The 14,985-nt window shown below is 48.6% G+C and carries 11 protein-coding genes; 6 read left to right on the top strand and 5 right to left on the bottom strand.

Annotation, left to right across the window (positions count from 1 at the left end; translation table 11 throughout):
* The first annotated feature begins 197 nt into the window (after positions 1–197).
* Complete coding sequence (locus BS639_RS16055) at positions 198–1,082, top strand: hypothetical protein (protein WP_139804122.1); 885 nt, start codon at positions 198–200, stop codon at positions 1,080–1,082.
* Between the two features lie 75 nt (positions 1,083–1,157).
* Here the strand turns inward: BS639_RS16055 and mnmE are convergent, their stop codons facing one another.
* The 5 genes from mnmE to rpmH form a co-directional block, all read right to left on the bottom strand.
* Positions 1,158–2,522 (bottom strand): tRNA uridine-5-carboxymethylaminomethyl(34) synthesis GTPase MnmE, encoded by a 1,365-nt coding sequence (gene mnmE, locus BS639_RS16050; protein ID WP_084983613.1) that lies wholly within the window; start codon positions 2,520–2,522, stop codon positions 1,158–1,160.
* A gap of 103 nt (positions 2,523–2,625) precedes the next feature.
* Positions 2,626–4,260 carry a membrane protein insertase YidC gene (gene yidC / locus BS639_RS16045; RefSeq protein WP_055775449.1) on the bottom strand — a complete coding sequence of 545 codons (1,635 nt, stop codon included), beginning with the start codon at positions 4,258–4,260 and terminating at the stop codon, positions 2,626–2,628.
* 2 nt (positions 4,261–4,262) lie between these two features.
* The gene (yidD, locus tag BS639_RS16040) at positions 4,263–4,520 is read right to left on the bottom strand and encodes a membrane protein insertion efficiency factor YidD (protein ID WP_055775452.1); all 258 of its coding nucleotides are present in this window, start codon (positions 4,518–4,520) and stop codon (positions 4,263–4,265) included.
* Positions 4,484–4,843 carry a ribonuclease P protein component gene (gene rnpA / locus BS639_RS16035; protein WP_009637488.1) on the bottom strand — a complete coding sequence of 120 codons (360 nt, stop codon included), beginning with the start codon at positions 4,841–4,843 and terminating at the stop codon, positions 4,484–4,486. The genes yidD and rnpA overlap by 37 nt, the downstream gene beginning before the upstream one ends.
* An 18-nt stretch (positions 4,844–4,861) precedes the next feature.
* Positions 4,862–5,002, bottom strand: coding sequence for a 50S ribosomal protein L34 (rpmH, locus tag BS639_RS16030; protein ID WP_009637487.1), 141 nt, complete (start codon positions 5,000–5,002; stop codon positions 4,862–4,864).
* 763 nt (positions 5,003–5,765) lie between these two features.
* Here rpmH and dnaA point away from each other — a divergent pair.
* From dnaA to BS639_RS16005, 5 genes are all read left to right on the top strand, one after another.
* Positions 5,766–7,160 carry a chromosomal replication initiator protein DnaA gene (gene dnaA / locus BS639_RS16025; protein WP_055775455.1) on the top strand — a complete coding sequence of 465 codons (1,395 nt, stop codon included), beginning with the start codon at positions 5,766–5,768 and terminating at the stop codon, positions 7,158–7,160.
* 4 nt (positions 7,161–7,164) lie between these two features.
* On the top strand, positions 7,165–8,265 hold the full coding sequence (dnaN, locus tag BS639_RS16020) for a DNA polymerase III subunit beta (protein WP_055775458.1): 1,101 nt from the start codon (positions 7,165–7,167) through the stop codon (positions 8,263–8,265).
* 37 nt (positions 8,266–8,302) lie between these two features.
* Positions 8,303–9,391, top strand: a complete 1,089-nt coding sequence (gene recF / locus BS639_RS16015) for a DNA replication/repair protein RecF (protein ID WP_055775461.1) — start codon at positions 8,303–8,305, stop codon at positions 9,389–9,391.
* 19 nt (positions 9,392–9,410) lie between these two features.
* On the top strand, positions 9,411–11,825 hold the full coding sequence (gyrB, locus tag BS639_RS16010; RefSeq protein ID WP_055775466.1) for a DNA topoisomerase (ATP-hydrolyzing) subunit B: 2,415 nt from the start codon (positions 9,411–9,413) through the stop codon (positions 11,823–11,825).
* A 158-nt stretch (positions 11,826–11,983) separates the two neighbouring features.
* Positions 11,984–14,983 (top strand): hypothetical protein, encoded by a 3,000-nt coding sequence (locus BS639_RS16005; RefSeq protein WP_084983608.1) that lies wholly within the window; start codon positions 11,984–11,986, stop codon positions 14,981–14,983.
* Positions 14,984–14,985: the final 2 nt, after the last annotated feature.

The raw sequence follows: 14,985 nt of genomic DNA, 5'->3' as shown, positions 1-14,985 counted from the left end.
ATCTAATAATAATAGAAAAAGATAAAAGGGCTTGAGGTCATTATCTCATTGCGTGTCCATGCCAAGAGGGTAATTTTATATTTGATCGAGATCATTAAAATTCATTATTTACGCATCATGATTGTTTTTTTATTTTTCTTAATAGGCTTTGTGTGTAGTTTTAAAAAATGTTAATTATGATAAATGAAAAGAGGTAAATGATGAATGAAATAACATGGCACAAAAATGTCAAATACGCTCCAGGGTATGTATCGATAAAAAATGTGAAAAATAATTATACCAATAAAACAAATGTCGCTAAATATGTTAATAATGTGAAGAATACAGGGAGGTTAACGTTAATAAATGATGAGAGTTATCTTGTTAATTTTAGCCGTCTTGAATCTCGAGAGGAAAATAAAACGGCCTCAGGATATAGAGCTAGACAATTATCAACCCCCATTAAATTTTTTACTGCGTTAATCGCTGTCACACTGTTGTCGGGGATCAGCGCTGATGCACAAAGATTCTCGAATAATGACGATGGGGAGGAGGGGATAGATAATTTTGGAGCAGTAAAATGGGAGTTCGACCCCAATTACATTCTGGATCAAGGAAATAAGTTCACACAAGAAGCAGAGCTGGCAATTGGGGTGAATACACTTAATAAATATGACAACACAAATGCCGAAGTAAAGACTCAGGAAAGTTTTTCTGAAACAATAAATAGAATGAAACTGTATTTAATAAAAAATAGACTTATCACCGATCTTGATAACACGTATAAAGATTTTGATGACACAGTATTCGACAATAGAGAGGCCTATGAAACAAGCAGTCCCTCCAAGCAATCTAAGATAACCGAACGCATCAATGGCCTTGAGCGGGCTAAGGAGGGACTGCTTGCCCTCCGTGAAGAGTTTATTAAAATTGAGACGAGTGTAAATAAGTCATCAAAAACAAAAGCTGGCTTATTAATAAGTAAAATAAATGTTTTTATCGATAAGCATGATAAAGAAAGTAATATCTGGTTGGTGACGCAGGGTATGAAAGCTATGTGCGAAAGTTTAAGACGTGGTATTGAACGACTTAAGGCCGTATAACGTTAAGTCACTATCAGTGATTTTGCACTTACTCACTTGATCATCTTGTAAGTAAGTGCTTACTTCTATGTGGATTTATTTGCCAATACAGAAGCTGGAGAAAATGCGGCCCAGCAGGTCGTCAGAGCTGAACTCACCGGTTATTTCACTCAGTGACTGCTGGGAAAGACGCAGCTCCTCCGCCAACAGTTCACCCGCCCAAGCACCCAGAAGCTGATCTTTACCCTGTAACAGATGCTGTGCGGCCTGTTCCAACGCCTGTAAATGGCGGCGACGGGCGAGGAATCCGCCTTCCATGTTCTGGTTAAAGCCCATGCTCTCTTTCAAATGGTCACGCAGCAGGTCAATACCCTCCCCAGTACGAGCCGACAGGCGAATAAGTGAGTGACCATTCACTTCTTTCTTACCCATTGTCTCGCCTGTCACGTCGGCTTTATTTCGTACAACCACGATGGGCAGCGAGGCGGGGAAACGTGCCATAAACTCCGGCCAGATTTCTGCCGGCTCGGTGGCGTTTGTTGTCGTACCATCAACCATAAACAGTACAGTATCGGCCTGTTCAATCTCATTCCACGCACGTTCGATGCCGATGCGCTCAACTTCATCACTGGCGTCGCGCAGTCCGGCGGTATCAATAATGTGCAGCGGCATTCCGTCGATATGAATATGCTCACGCAGCACGTCGCGGGTTGTTCCGGCAATGTCAGTGACAATCGCTGCTTCACGTCCCGCTAATGCATTGAGAAGGCTGGATTTACCGGCATTTGGACGACCGGCAATCACCACTTTCATCCCCTCGCGCAGCAGGCTGCCCTGACGCGCTTCAGTTCGCACCGCATTCAGGTCGCCGATCACCGCATTGAGCTGAGCTTCAATTTTACCGTCGGACAGGAAGTCTATTTCCTCGTCCGGGAAGTCAATGGCTGCTTCAACATAGATTCTCAGGTTAGTGAGTGCTTCCACCAGATGATGAATACGCGACGAGAATGCCCCTTGCAGTGAGTTAACCGCAGATCGCGCAGCCTGCTCTGAACTGGCGTCGATCAGGTCGGCAATCGCCTCAGCCTGAGCTAAATCCAGCTTGTCGTTAAGGAACGCACGTTCTGAAAACTCACCGGGGCGTGCAATACGCACGTCCGGCAGCGCAATGATGCGTTTGATCAGCAAGTCGAGAATAACCGGCCCACCGTGGCCCTGCAGCTCAAGCACGTCTTCACCGGTGAACGAGTGAGGACCGGGGAACCACAGCGCTATGCCTTGGTCCAGCGTGCTGCCGTCAGCATCGCGAAACGGCAAATAGTCGGCGTAGCGCGGCTTAGGCAGTTTGCCCAATATTTCCTGCGCAATCAGGCTGGCCGCACGGCCTGAGATGCGCACAATACCGACGCCACCGCGGCCTGGCGGCGTAGCTTGAGCAACGATAGTGTCTGACGTATTCATAGAGTTCTCTGCATTTTTAATAAAAAAGAAGGCGGTCAATGCATTGACCGCCTTCTTATTATGTTATGCGCCGAGGGTGTCAACGCAAACTATTTATGTCCGATCAGGCTTTCTTCTTGTCGCGGCTGTGCAAGCCACGTTTTTCCAGGCCGCGATAAATCAGCTGCTGCTGGAGAATGGTCACCAGGTTACTGACGATGTAGTACACCACCAGGCCAGACGGGAACCACAGGAAGAACACGGTGAAGATAACCGGCATGAAGGTCATGATCTTCTGCTGCATTGGGTCGGTAACGGTCGTCGGCGACATCTTCTGAATGAAGAACATCGTGATACCCATCAGAACCGGCAGAATGTAATACGGGTCTTGCGCCGACAGATCATGGATCCACAATGCAAACGGCGCATGACGCAGTTCGATGGAGCCAGACAGCATGTAATACAGTGCCAGGAAGATAGGCATCTGGATTACCAACGGCAGACAGCCACCCAGCGGGTTAACTTTTTCCGTTTTGTACAGCGCCATCATCTCCTGACTCATGCGCTGTTTGTCATCGCCAATACGCTCACGCATTGCGGCCAGTTTCGGCTGCAACATACGCATTTTCGCCATCGACGTATATTGCGCACGGGTCAGTGGGTACATGATACCGCGCACGATAAAGGTGATGATGATAATGGAGAAGCCCCAGTTACCGATGAAGCTGTGGATAAATTTCAGCAACTTGAACAGCGGCTGAGAGATAAACCACAACCAGCCGTAGTCTACGGTCAGGTCAAGGTGTGGCGCGATAGCGGCCATTTTGTCCTGAATCTCTGGACCCACCCACAGAATTGAACCCACTTGTTGCTGAGCGCCAGGCTGAACAACGAACGGTGCACCTTTAAAGCCGATAGAGGCGATGCCGTTATTGGTGGTGGTGTAGAAGGTGTTAGTGTCCTTCGCTGAAGGGATCCACGCCGTTGCAAAGTACTGCTGCAACATGGCAACCCATCCGCCCTGCGTGGTGACGTTCAGACTTTCGCTCTTATCGAACGCGTATTTCTGATATTTGTCATCGCTGGAAGAGTATGCCGCGCCGCGATAAGTATGCAGAGCAAAGTTGTTGCTCCCGGTATCACGATGTTTAGGCAAATCGACGGTTTGCTTCAGCTGACCGAACAGGGTCAAATCCAACGGAGCTGGCGTAGTGTTGTTGATGTTGTAGTCAACGTTCACCGCGTATGAGCCGCGTTTGATAACAAAAGTCTTGGTATAAACTGCGCCGTTCTGAGCCGTATAAGTCAGTGGGATGCGCAATTCAGTCTGGCCTTCACCTAACGTAAAGGTGTCCTGGCTGGTGGTGAACAGAGGACGTTCGCCGTTAGCCGGATTGTCAGGGCCATTTTTGCCGGTCAGACCGCTTTGAGCCTGATAGACGAAAGAAGGAGTCGTTTCCAGCAGCTGGAATGGTGCTGTAGATTTCAGCGCTACTGGGTATTGAGTCAACAGCGCCTGCTCAATATCGCCACCACGGGTGTTGATGGTTAATGAGAGGACGTCAGTATTGACGGTGATCAGTTTGCCCTGTCCGCTTCCAGGAACAGCCTGGTTAGCAGCATCACCGGTGGCTGTGTTCGCAGTCTGTTGCGTGGTCTGGTTGGCTGCTTGCGGAGCGTGGTCCGTTTGCCAAGCCTGCCAGATCATGAAAGACACGAACAGCAGAGCGATGAGGAAAAGATTGCGTTGCGAATCCATCGTTAGTGTTCTCTGTTATTGTCGGTTTTCGGCGGTACGGGGTCATCACCACCTGGGTTTAAAGGATGGCATTTTAATACGCGTTTGAACGTCAACCAACTGCCTTTTACCATGCCAAAGCGACCAATTGCCTCAATACCGTATTGAGAGCAGGTTGGTCGAAAACGACAATGAGGCCCAAGCATTGGGCTGATTACCAATTGATACCCGCGTATCAAGGCAATCAGGATGCGGGAGCCTGTCGGCAATGTCGACGCCATAATTTCTCCAACGCTTCCGTTAACGCACGGTTATCGAGATCGGCGACCCCCTTCTTGACCAGCACAACAAAATCCATAGACGGCAGCGCATGCTGATTTAAACGGAAACTTTCGCGGGTTAGGCGTTTAATCCGATTACGTTCATGAGCGCGTTTGACATGTTTTTTGGCGACAGTAAGACCGATGCGGGGATGCCCCAGCTCGTTCAGGCGGCCAAGGATGGTGATTTGAGGCGTGCCGGCCCGTTGTGGCTGCTGGAAGACGAAAGTGAAATGACGGGGAGTTAACAAACGTAACTCCCTGGGAAAAGCTAGCTTAACCACTAAACAGGTTAGCTTTTATTACTTAGAAGCAGACAGACGGGTACGGCCTTTCGCGCGACGGCGAGCCAGAACCTGACGACCATTCTTGGTGGCCATACGAGCACGGAAACCGTGGCTACGGTTGCGCTTCAGTACGGACGGTTGGAAAGTGCGTTTCATGGCGATTTCTACCTAAACTTAAAATTAAAACTGATCGGTAAACGCGTGGGCTTTCGGCGAAAAAACAACCGATGCCTTAGTCGCATCATATAAAGAAGCGGGATTGTAGTAATTGTACAGTCCTGAGTCAATTTACATTGCTATAAAGCGCGCCAAAATGTTTACCAAATATTCCCGTGCTCACCGATGACCATCAGGAGCTCGGGTATCACACGTAGGGCTGAGGATTATACGGACTCCTGCCTAAATCGCAAGGATCGCTGGCTGATCCTTGAGCATTGTTATTGTGATCTCGGTTGAAAACCTGTGAATGGTGCGGGATGAAATATTTTTTTTCTGTGCAAAGCTGCCGACACCCGCCTACTATTCATAGGTTCTGTTGCAGGTTTGCCTAGGCTTACCCACCAAGCTAACGATGCCTGTGGATAAAAAGGATCTATTGTGTGAGGAAGGGGAGGATCTCTGCCGCCGTTTGCGTTATGATCCGCCATTCCGATCGGCGATCCGTCCCGGATTACCGATCGGCTTGTAGATTTTTTAAACAAAACTTATAGCCGACAAAAAACCGTAAAAATCGGTTCACACGTCGCTTTTGGCCGCTGACAGGGTGGCCTCAAGACATCTCCTCAACATTTATTAAAGAACTACGGTTAAATCCCGTGGCGTAGCTGTAAATGTGCGAGCGAGGCGTGTGTCTAAAATCATGATTTAAAAAATATCCTGATCCTTTTTCTTTTTTGGTCTTGTTCGAGTGGAGTCCGCCGTGTCACTTTCGCTTTGGCAGCAGTGTCTTGCCAGATTGCAGGATGAGTTACCTGCCACAGAATTCAGTATGTGGATACGCCCTTTGCAGGCGGAATTGAGTGACAACACCTTGGCGCTTTATGCACCAAACCGGTTTGTCCTCGATTGGGTACGTGACAAATACTTAAATAACATTAACGGTCTGTTGAACGATTTTTGTGGCACGGATGCGCCTTTGTTACGTTTTGAGGTAGGCAGCAAGCCGCTGGTGCAACGCGTTAATGAAACCGTTGCTGCCGCCGTGAGTTCACCGGTTGCGGCACGTACGCTGCCGCGCGCAGCCCCTTCACGTCCAAGTTGGGACAGCTCGCCGGTACAGCCCGAGCTGTCTTACCGTTCTAATGTTAATCCCAAACATACCTTTGATAATTTTGTTGAAGGTAAGTCTAACCAGTTGGCGCGTGCTGCGGCCCGTCAGGTAGCAGATAACCCGGGTGGCGCTTATAACCCATTGTTTTTATATGGCGGAACCGGTCTGGGTAAAACCCACTTGCTGCATGCCGTAGGCAATGGGATTATGGCCCGCAAGGCCAATGCTAAAGTGGTTTATATGCATTCCGAGCGTTTCGTGCAGGATATGGTAAAAGCCCTGCAAAATAACGCCATTGAAGAATTCAAGCGTTACTATCGCTCCGTGGATGCACTGCTTATCGATGACATTCAATTTTTTGCTAATAAAGAGCGTTCGCAGGAGGAGTTTTTCCACACCTTTAACGCCCTGCTGGAAGGCAATCAGCAAATAATTCTGACCTCCGACCGTTATCCTAAAGAGATTAACGGCGTTGAAGATCGGCTTAAATCCCGCTTCGGCTGGGGCTTAACCGTGGCTATCGAGCCGCCCGAGCTCGAAACTCGCGTCGCTATTTTGATGAAAAAGGCCGACGAGAATGACATTCGTTTGCCGGGTGAAGTGGCATTCTTTATTGCCAAGCGCCTGCGTTCAAACGTGCGTGAGCTCGAGGGCGCGCTAAACCGCGTTATCGCCAATGCCAACTTTACTGGCCGTGCCATCACTATCGATTTCGTGCGTGAAGCGCTGCGTGACCTGCTTGCACTGCAAGAAAAGCTGGTCACCATTGATAATATTCAGAAAACTGTTGCCGAGTATTATAAGATTAAGGTTGCAGACCTGCTCTCCAAACGGCGTTCCCGTTCGGTTGCTCGCCCACGTCAGATGGCGATGGCGCTGGCTAAAGAGCTCACCAACCACAGCCTGCCAGAAATCGGCGATGCGTTCGGTGGTCGTGACCATACTACGGTGTTGCACGCCTGCCGAAAAATCGAGCAGTTGCGTGAAGAAAGCCATGACATCAAAGAAGATTTCTCTAACTTAATCAGGACACTCTCCTCCTAGCGCTATGAAATTTATTGTTGAACGTGAGCATTTGCTGAAACCACTGCAACAGGTCAGTAGCCCACTGGGTGGACGACCTACACTGCCTATTCTCGGTAACCTGTTGTTGCAGGTCACAGAGGGCGCGTTGTTGCTGACGGGTACAGATCTTGAAATGGAGATGGTCGCCAAAGTGGCGCTGTCTCAACCTCATGACGCCGGTGCGACGACTGTCCCTGCGCGTAAATTCTTTGATATCTGCCGTGGTTTGCCGGAAGGTGCAGAGATTACCGTCACGCTGGAAGGCGAGCGCATGCTAGTTCGCTCCGGGCGTAGCCGTTTCTCGCTGTCTACGCTGCCCGCGACGGATTTTCCAAATCTTGATGACTGGCAGAGCGAGGTCGAATTCACCCTGCCCCAGGCTACGCTGAAACGTTTGATTGAGGCCACACAGTTTTCGATGGCGCATCAGGACGTTCGCTACTATCTCAACGGCATGCTGTTTGAAACCGAAGGTGAAGAGCTGCGTACTGTCGCAACCGACGGCCACCGTCTGGCCGTATGTTCAATGCCTGTCGGCCAGTCTTTGCCGTCACATTCGGTGATTGTTCCGCGTAAAGGCGTGATGGAGCTGGTGCGTTTGCTCGACGGTGGTGACACCCCGCTGCAACTGCAAATTGGCAGCAATAACATCCGTGCTCACGTGGGTGATTTCATCTTTACCTCCAAGCTGGTTGATGGCCGTTTCCCTGATTATCGCCGTGTATTGCCGAAAAATCCGGATAAAACCCTGCAAGCAGGCTGTGATTTGCTGAAACAGGCGTTTGCGCGTGCGGCTATTCTCTCCAATGAGAAATTCCGCGGTGTGCGACTTTATGTCAGCCAGAATCAGTTGAAAATCACGGCCAACAACCCAGAGCAGGAAGAAGCCGAGGAAATTCTCGACGTTGCCTATGACGGCACCGAGATGGAAATTGGTTTCAACGTCAGCTACGTTCTCGACGTGCTTAATGCGCTGAAATGCGATGAAGTCCGTTTGTTGCTGACCGATTCGGTGTCGAGCGTACAGATTGAAGACGGCGCCAGTCAGGCTGCGGCCTACGTCGTCATGCCTATGCGTTTGTGATTTCGAAGACGCTGACGCCCTGGAATTGTATATATAGATGGCATTAACGCGATTACTGATTAAAGATTTCCGCAACATCGAGGCGGCGGACTTAGCGCCGTCGCCCGGTTTTAATTTCCTGGTGGGCCCCAACGGTAGCGGTAAAACGAGCGTGCTCGAAGCGGTTTATACCCTCGGGCATGGCCGCGCCTTTCGCAGTTTGCAGGCGGGCAGAGTTATTCGTCACGACCAGCCGGAGTTTGTGCTGCACGGCCGCATTGATGACGGCGGTGAACGCGAGTTGAGTGTGGGTTTGAGCAAAAGCCGTCAGGGCGACAGTAAGGTGCGAATCGATGGCAGCGACGGGCACAAGGTGTCCGAATTGGCACAGATGTTGCCGATGCAGCTGATTACGCCGGAAGGCTTTACATTATTAAACGGTGGACCGAAATTCCGCCGCGCATTTTTGGACTGGGGCTGTTTTCATCACGATCCCGGTTTTTTCATCGCCTGGAGTAACCTGCGTCGGTTACTCAAGCAGCGCAACGCCGCGCTGCGCCAGGTGAGTCGCTATACGCAAATTCGCGCTTGGGATCAAGAACTTATCCCGCTGGCCGAGCGTATTAGCGAATGGCGGGCAGAGTACAGCCAGGCTATCGCCGCTGATATCAGCGCGACCTGTGCGCAATTTCTGCCCGAGTTCTCCCTAAGTTTTTCGTTCCAGCGCGGCTGGGACAAAGAAAGTGACTATGGGGAACTGCTGGAGCGCCAGTTTGAGCGTGACAGAGCCTTGACTTACACAGCATCGGGACCGCATAAAGCTGATTTTCGCATCCGTGCCGACGGCACGCCGGTGGAAGATTTGCTTTCTCGCGGTCAGTTAAAACTGCTGATGTGCGCGCTCCGATTAGCGCAGGGTGAGTTTCTCACCCGACAGAGCGGGCGGCGTTGCCTGTATCTTCTTGACGATTTTGCCTCCGAGCTGGATACCGGCAAACGCCGGTTATTGGCCGATCGCCTTATAGCCACCCAGGCCCAGGTTTTTGTCAGCGCGATCGGCGCTGAACAAGTAACCGATATGGTGGGTGAAAAGGGCAAGATGTTCCGCGTGGAACAAGGTAAAATAGCCGTTCTATCACAGGACTAAAAATGAGCGAGAAACGTTGATGTCGAATTCTTATGACTCCTCAAGTATCAAGGTATTAAAAGGGCTGGACGCGGTGCGTAAGCGCCCCGGCATGTATATCGGCGATACCGATGACGGCACTGGTCTGCACCACATGGTATTCGAGGTTGTGGACAACGCTATCGACGAAGCCCTCGCTGGCCACTGTAAAGAGATTCTCGTTACCATTCATGCGGATAACTCCGTATCCGTACAGGATGACGGACGCGGTATCCCTACCGGTATTCATGAAGAAGAAGGCATTTCTGCCGCAGAAGTCATCATGACGGTTCTTCATGCCGGCGGTAAATTTGACGATAACTCATACAAAGTGTCCGGCGGCCTGCACGGCGTAGGCGTATCTGTTGTTAACGCCCTGTCTGAAAAGCTGGAGCTGGTTATTCGCCGTGAAGGTAAAGTTCACGAGCAAACCTACGTCCACGGCGTGCCTCAGAATCCGCTGAAAGTGGTTGGCGAAACGGAGGCAACCGGTACGACGGTGCGTTTCTGGCCGAGCTTCAACACCTTCACCAACAACACCGAATTTGAGTACGACATATTGGCGAAACGCCTGCGCGAACTGTCGTTTCTCAACTCTGGTGTGGCTATTCGCTTGCACGACAAGCGTGATGACAAAAACGATCACTTCCACTACGAAGGTGGCATCAAGGCCTTTGTGGAATATCTGAACAAAAACAAAAACCCAATCCATCCAAACGTGTTCTATTTCTCTACCGTGAAAGATGATATCGGTGTCGAAGTTGCACTGCAGTGGAATGACGGTTTTCAAGAAAACATTTACTGCTTTACCAACAATATCCCGCAGCGCGACGGGGGGACTCACCTGGTCGGCTTCCGCACGGCGATGACCCGTACGTTGAACGCGTACATGGATAAAGAAGGCTACAGCAAGAAATCAAAAATCAGCGCCACCGGTGACGACGCCCGTGAAGGCCTGATTGCCGTGGTTTCTGTGAAAGTTCCCGATCCTAAGTTCTCATCTCAGACTAAAGACAAGCTGGTTTCTTCAGAAGTAAAATCAGCGGTTGAAACCCTGATGAACGAGAAGCTGGTTGATTATCTGATGGAAAACCCGGGCGACGCGAAAATCGTTGTCGGTAAAATCATTGATGCAGCCCGTGCGCGTGAAGCTGCACGTAAAGCGCGTGAAATGACTCGCCGTAAAGGTGCGCTCGATTTAGCCGGTTTGCCGGGTAAATTGGCAGACTGTCAGGAACGCGACCCGGCTCGCTCTGAACTGTATTTAGTGGAAGGGGACTCCGCGGGCGGCTCTGCAAAACAGGGGCGTAACCGTAAGAACCAGGCCATTTTGCCGCTGAAAGGTAAAATCCTGAACGTTGAGAAAGCGCGTTTCGATAAAATGCTCTCTTCTCAAGAAGTCGCTACGCTGATTACGGCGCTGGGCTGTGGCATTGGCCGTGACGAATACAATCCAGACAAACTGCGCTACCACAGCATCATTATCATGACCGATGCCGACGTCGATGGTTCGCACATTCGTACTCTGTTGCTGACCTTCTTCTATCGTCAGATGCCGGAAATCGTTGAGCGTGGCCACATCTTTATTGCTCAGCCGCCTTTGTACAAAGTGAAAAAAGGCAAGCAGGAACAGTACATTAAAGATGACGAAGCGATGATTCAGTACCAGATAACCATCGCAATGGACGGCGCAACGCTGCACACCAATGCCAGCGCTCCAGCCTTGTCAGGGCCTTCTTTGGAAAAGCTGGTTGCCGAGCACTATGCGGTGCAGAAAATGATTGGCCGCATGGAACGTCGTTATCCACGCGCGCTGCTCAATAACCTTATCTACCAACCTACGCTGAGCGAAGCTGACCTAAGCAGTCAGGAAAAAGTGCAGCAGTGGATGGAAAAACTGGTTGTTCTGCTCAATGAAAAAGAGTCTCACGGTAGCAGCTACAGCGCTATCGTACGTGAAAACCGCGAGCGTCAAATTTTCGAAGCCGTGCTGCGCATCCGTACACACGGGGTTGATACCGATTACGATCTCGACTTCGAGTTTGTACACGGTGGTGAATACCGCAAACTTTGCGCCTTGGGTGAGCAACTTCGCGGCCTGATCGAAGAAGATGCCTATATTGAACGTGGCGAACGTCGTCAGCCGATTACCAGTTTCGAACAGGCGCTGGAGTGGTTGGAGAAAGAGTCACGTCGTGGTTTGTCTATCCAGCGTTACAAAGGTTTGGGTGAAATGAACCCGGATCAGCTGTGGGAAACAACCATGGACCCAGACCAGCGCCGCATGCTGCGTGTGACCATCAAAGATGCCATCGCCGCTGATCAGCTGTTTACCACCTTGATGGGCGATGCGGTAGAACCTCGTCGTGCCTTCATTGAAGAAAATGCATTGAAAGCAGCGAATATCGATATTTAATTTCGCTACTCTGCTGATACTCTCTCTAAACCCGAAGCGGGAAACTGCTTCGGGTTTTTTTTCGCCTAAATTTCAAGTTATTAAAGGAACTTTAGCTGTCTGCGGTCGGCAAAGGTCGATTGGCGTATTATGTTAAATACAGAGGGAAATGTACTAACATGCCAGGAATTAAGAGTGTTCAGCATATACCGACCAGCTATACGAAGAGTGAAATAAAAGGCCGAGATTTTTATACTCAAGCCGGAAAGTCAGAGAGAATTTATTTGGAAGGGAGCAAAAATGTTTCGCATCAGCTATCGAGCTTAAAAAGCAGGCCTGACAGGCAGCCCAAAGGTCTATTTTTGGCGGCTGCCGTAGGGATTAGCGCGCTGGCTACGGTTTCCAGGGCAAAGGCGGATTCAAAAATTGCTTCTATCGAAGTTAAATCTTTCGCAGATAATAAATCGTTAAGTCGCCCCGTTCAGTCTGCATTTTCACCACAAGCATCGCCCCATGTTTTACAAAAACAACATTCTATTAAGCAGCGCGACAAAAAAATACGGTCTTCGCCGAACGCTACGCAGAACATCCAGCCCGTTACTCTTTCGGATTTTAACGTTCAAGGTTACTTATCTCGCGCTTCGAATTCTCGAGGTAAGAACGTTTGTTCGGACGTAAAAAATAATAATCACACGCAAATTCGGCACGAAAAAAACAACGCTGTTAAGACCCAAAGAATTTATTGCAAAAACGTCGAGCGAAAGAGAACAAAAATACAGCAGCTGGATAGGGACGTAAAAAACAAAAAAAATGAAGGAGATGAGCAATATTGGCAACCAATTTCTAATATGACGACGCCCCCGGTTAACACAACGCCGATCCTGAACTTTAAACAGCAGCTAGAAAAGACCAAGCATTGGATTGAGCCGATGCATCAGATTATTCGCTATCTGAAAGAGAATCCGCTTAGCAGCTACCTTTCACTGGCCAGTAATCGACTGATGGCAGGCAGGATTGCATACAGCAAGAGTGAATATGAATCATTGAAAGATGAGAGTTTATTTTCCCATGTAAATCAATTGTTAGATGGTAAATCGGAATATTATACGTCGTCACTCGCCACAAAGTTTATTCGCTATGAGTCTTCACTCTATTACATTCAGGCGCGCATCATCGAGTGGGGCCTGGACCCTTCGCAAGAAGACTTTGAGCATCAGTTTTTAGCGGCTCACGCCACCCGTCAGCGCATTTTTAATGCTGAGTCCATCTTAAAGTTTTATAAAATGCAGTTTCGTCCTCTACAACGTAAAACGCCAGAGCCATTTTCAACGCGCAGTGGAATCGGTGATCTTAAAAAATATTATGAGCAGTTTAACGTATATCTGAGAGATAGCGCATCTGACGACGCCGCGAATACCGTTAAACAGATAATGGCTATGCAGGGCATAAGCCAGCTGGATTTAGAGCGCGTCTATCACCCACTTTTCTCGTTAAGAATAGGATATTACAAAACAATCCCCAAAGAGCCGGTAGACTGGAGGACGTTCGTTGGCGGTAAACACATATACTTTTTACGGGGTGATTCAGGGAAAATCTACGCCGCCAGCAGTTGGGAACCGTTATTTATGGCCGCTGATGTTAGTGAGCTAGTATCTGAACAACACATTGCGTCGATACAAAGTTTGCGCAACGATGAAACTTTTTTAGGTTCTATGCTTGATGTTCAGGCGTTGAATAATCTGCTTTGGCTTAGAACGGAGAAATCGATCCCTGATAATCAGTGGGTCATTAAGAAATATAGCCAAAGTATTAATGTTGATATGAAGGCGCCTACCCTCAATGATGCATTTATAACACTCCAACATGACGCGCTTATCGCCATTGTTGTCGCCTTTAGGGAAGATAACCTGAATAAGACGATTGCGGAAAAAGTGCTCTCACTGGTTCCCTTTTTCGATGTTATACAGCGCTCGGTTAACGACCCACACTATTCTCCAACCTTTTCAGATTTGTTAGGCGATATAATTGATCTGGGATTAACACTCATAATGTTGGGTATCCCGTTATACAAACTGGGCAGTAGCGGGATAAAAGTGGCACTTAGTGCGATGAGAACCGCGCGTTTGCATGGATTGGCGGGGGCCTTGTTACGCCAGGCTATTTTTAACGCTATAAAACCTACTCTCTCAAAAATGGCGAAATTAACAGCAAAAGAGGTCGCCTGTTTTATTATACCGCCCTTGGATTTGATGCGAATGCTGAATCGCCTATTAAAAAATCCACTGCGTAAAGTCATACTGAAAAGATCTCGCTCTAATAAATTACTCGGGCAAACACGTTGCCGTCGGTCCATTGGTGGAGCCTGTGATACCTTCACTCTTTATTTTGACAAAAAATTCGATTCGCCTGAGTGGGAAAAGTTTATTACTCAAGTTATTCTCAATCCTGTTAAATGGAAAGGAACGAAACCTTCAGTATTATACCGTCTTAATTATTTGCGAGTATTCAGTCTGTTACCGAATAAGTATAAGGAAGCTTTACGAGGATGGACTTATGTGAAAGGGCAGAGACGCTATAAAGACTCCCCTCTAGTAAATTGGGCACAGGGAAATAGTGACAATAATTTTAAACTTAACCAAGCACTTTTTAGTGGTAAACCCAGTGATGAAATGCGGAGAGTCGCCAACGATTTAAGTGAAGCAATTGATGCCCTGCCTATAATGGCAAACAGTCAGCAGCTTATTCGAGTCGTCGATGCGCCTGAAGCCACCATGTTAAAGTTTTCTCCTGGTGATATTGTCAGCAATTACCCCGCATTTATGTCAGCCTCCTGCTCCGGGAAGCTTGCAAATATAGCGCTGAATCAAGGCTTTATGTTCGTAAGGAAATGGAGAGATATGCCTGGTGCTGCTATAGTGGTTTTTAAAATTAATGGCAAAAGCAGCAAGCCCTTCGTTAATGGTGTAACGACACAATTTCGTATGGAAGGCGAGTATCTCTTTAATCGCAAAAGCTTTTTCCAGATAGACGCTATCACCCCAGTAAAATTTAGCAATCCGACCCGAATCGATAAGCCCATATTTTTTATAAAGTTAAATGAGGTGTCTTACGATCACTCGCTCAAAGTAAGAAATATTTTTACGGCCGAAGCGTTAAACATGAAGCACTCAGAATTCTGAGA

Source organism: Rouxiella silvae, assembly GCF_002093625.1.
GTDB lineage: Bacteria > Pseudomonadota > Gammaproteobacteria > Enterobacterales > Enterobacteriaceae > Rouxiella > Rouxiella silvae.
Note: the sequence above shows the minus strand (reverse complement) of the source record. Positions and strands in the feature narration are given on the sequence as shown.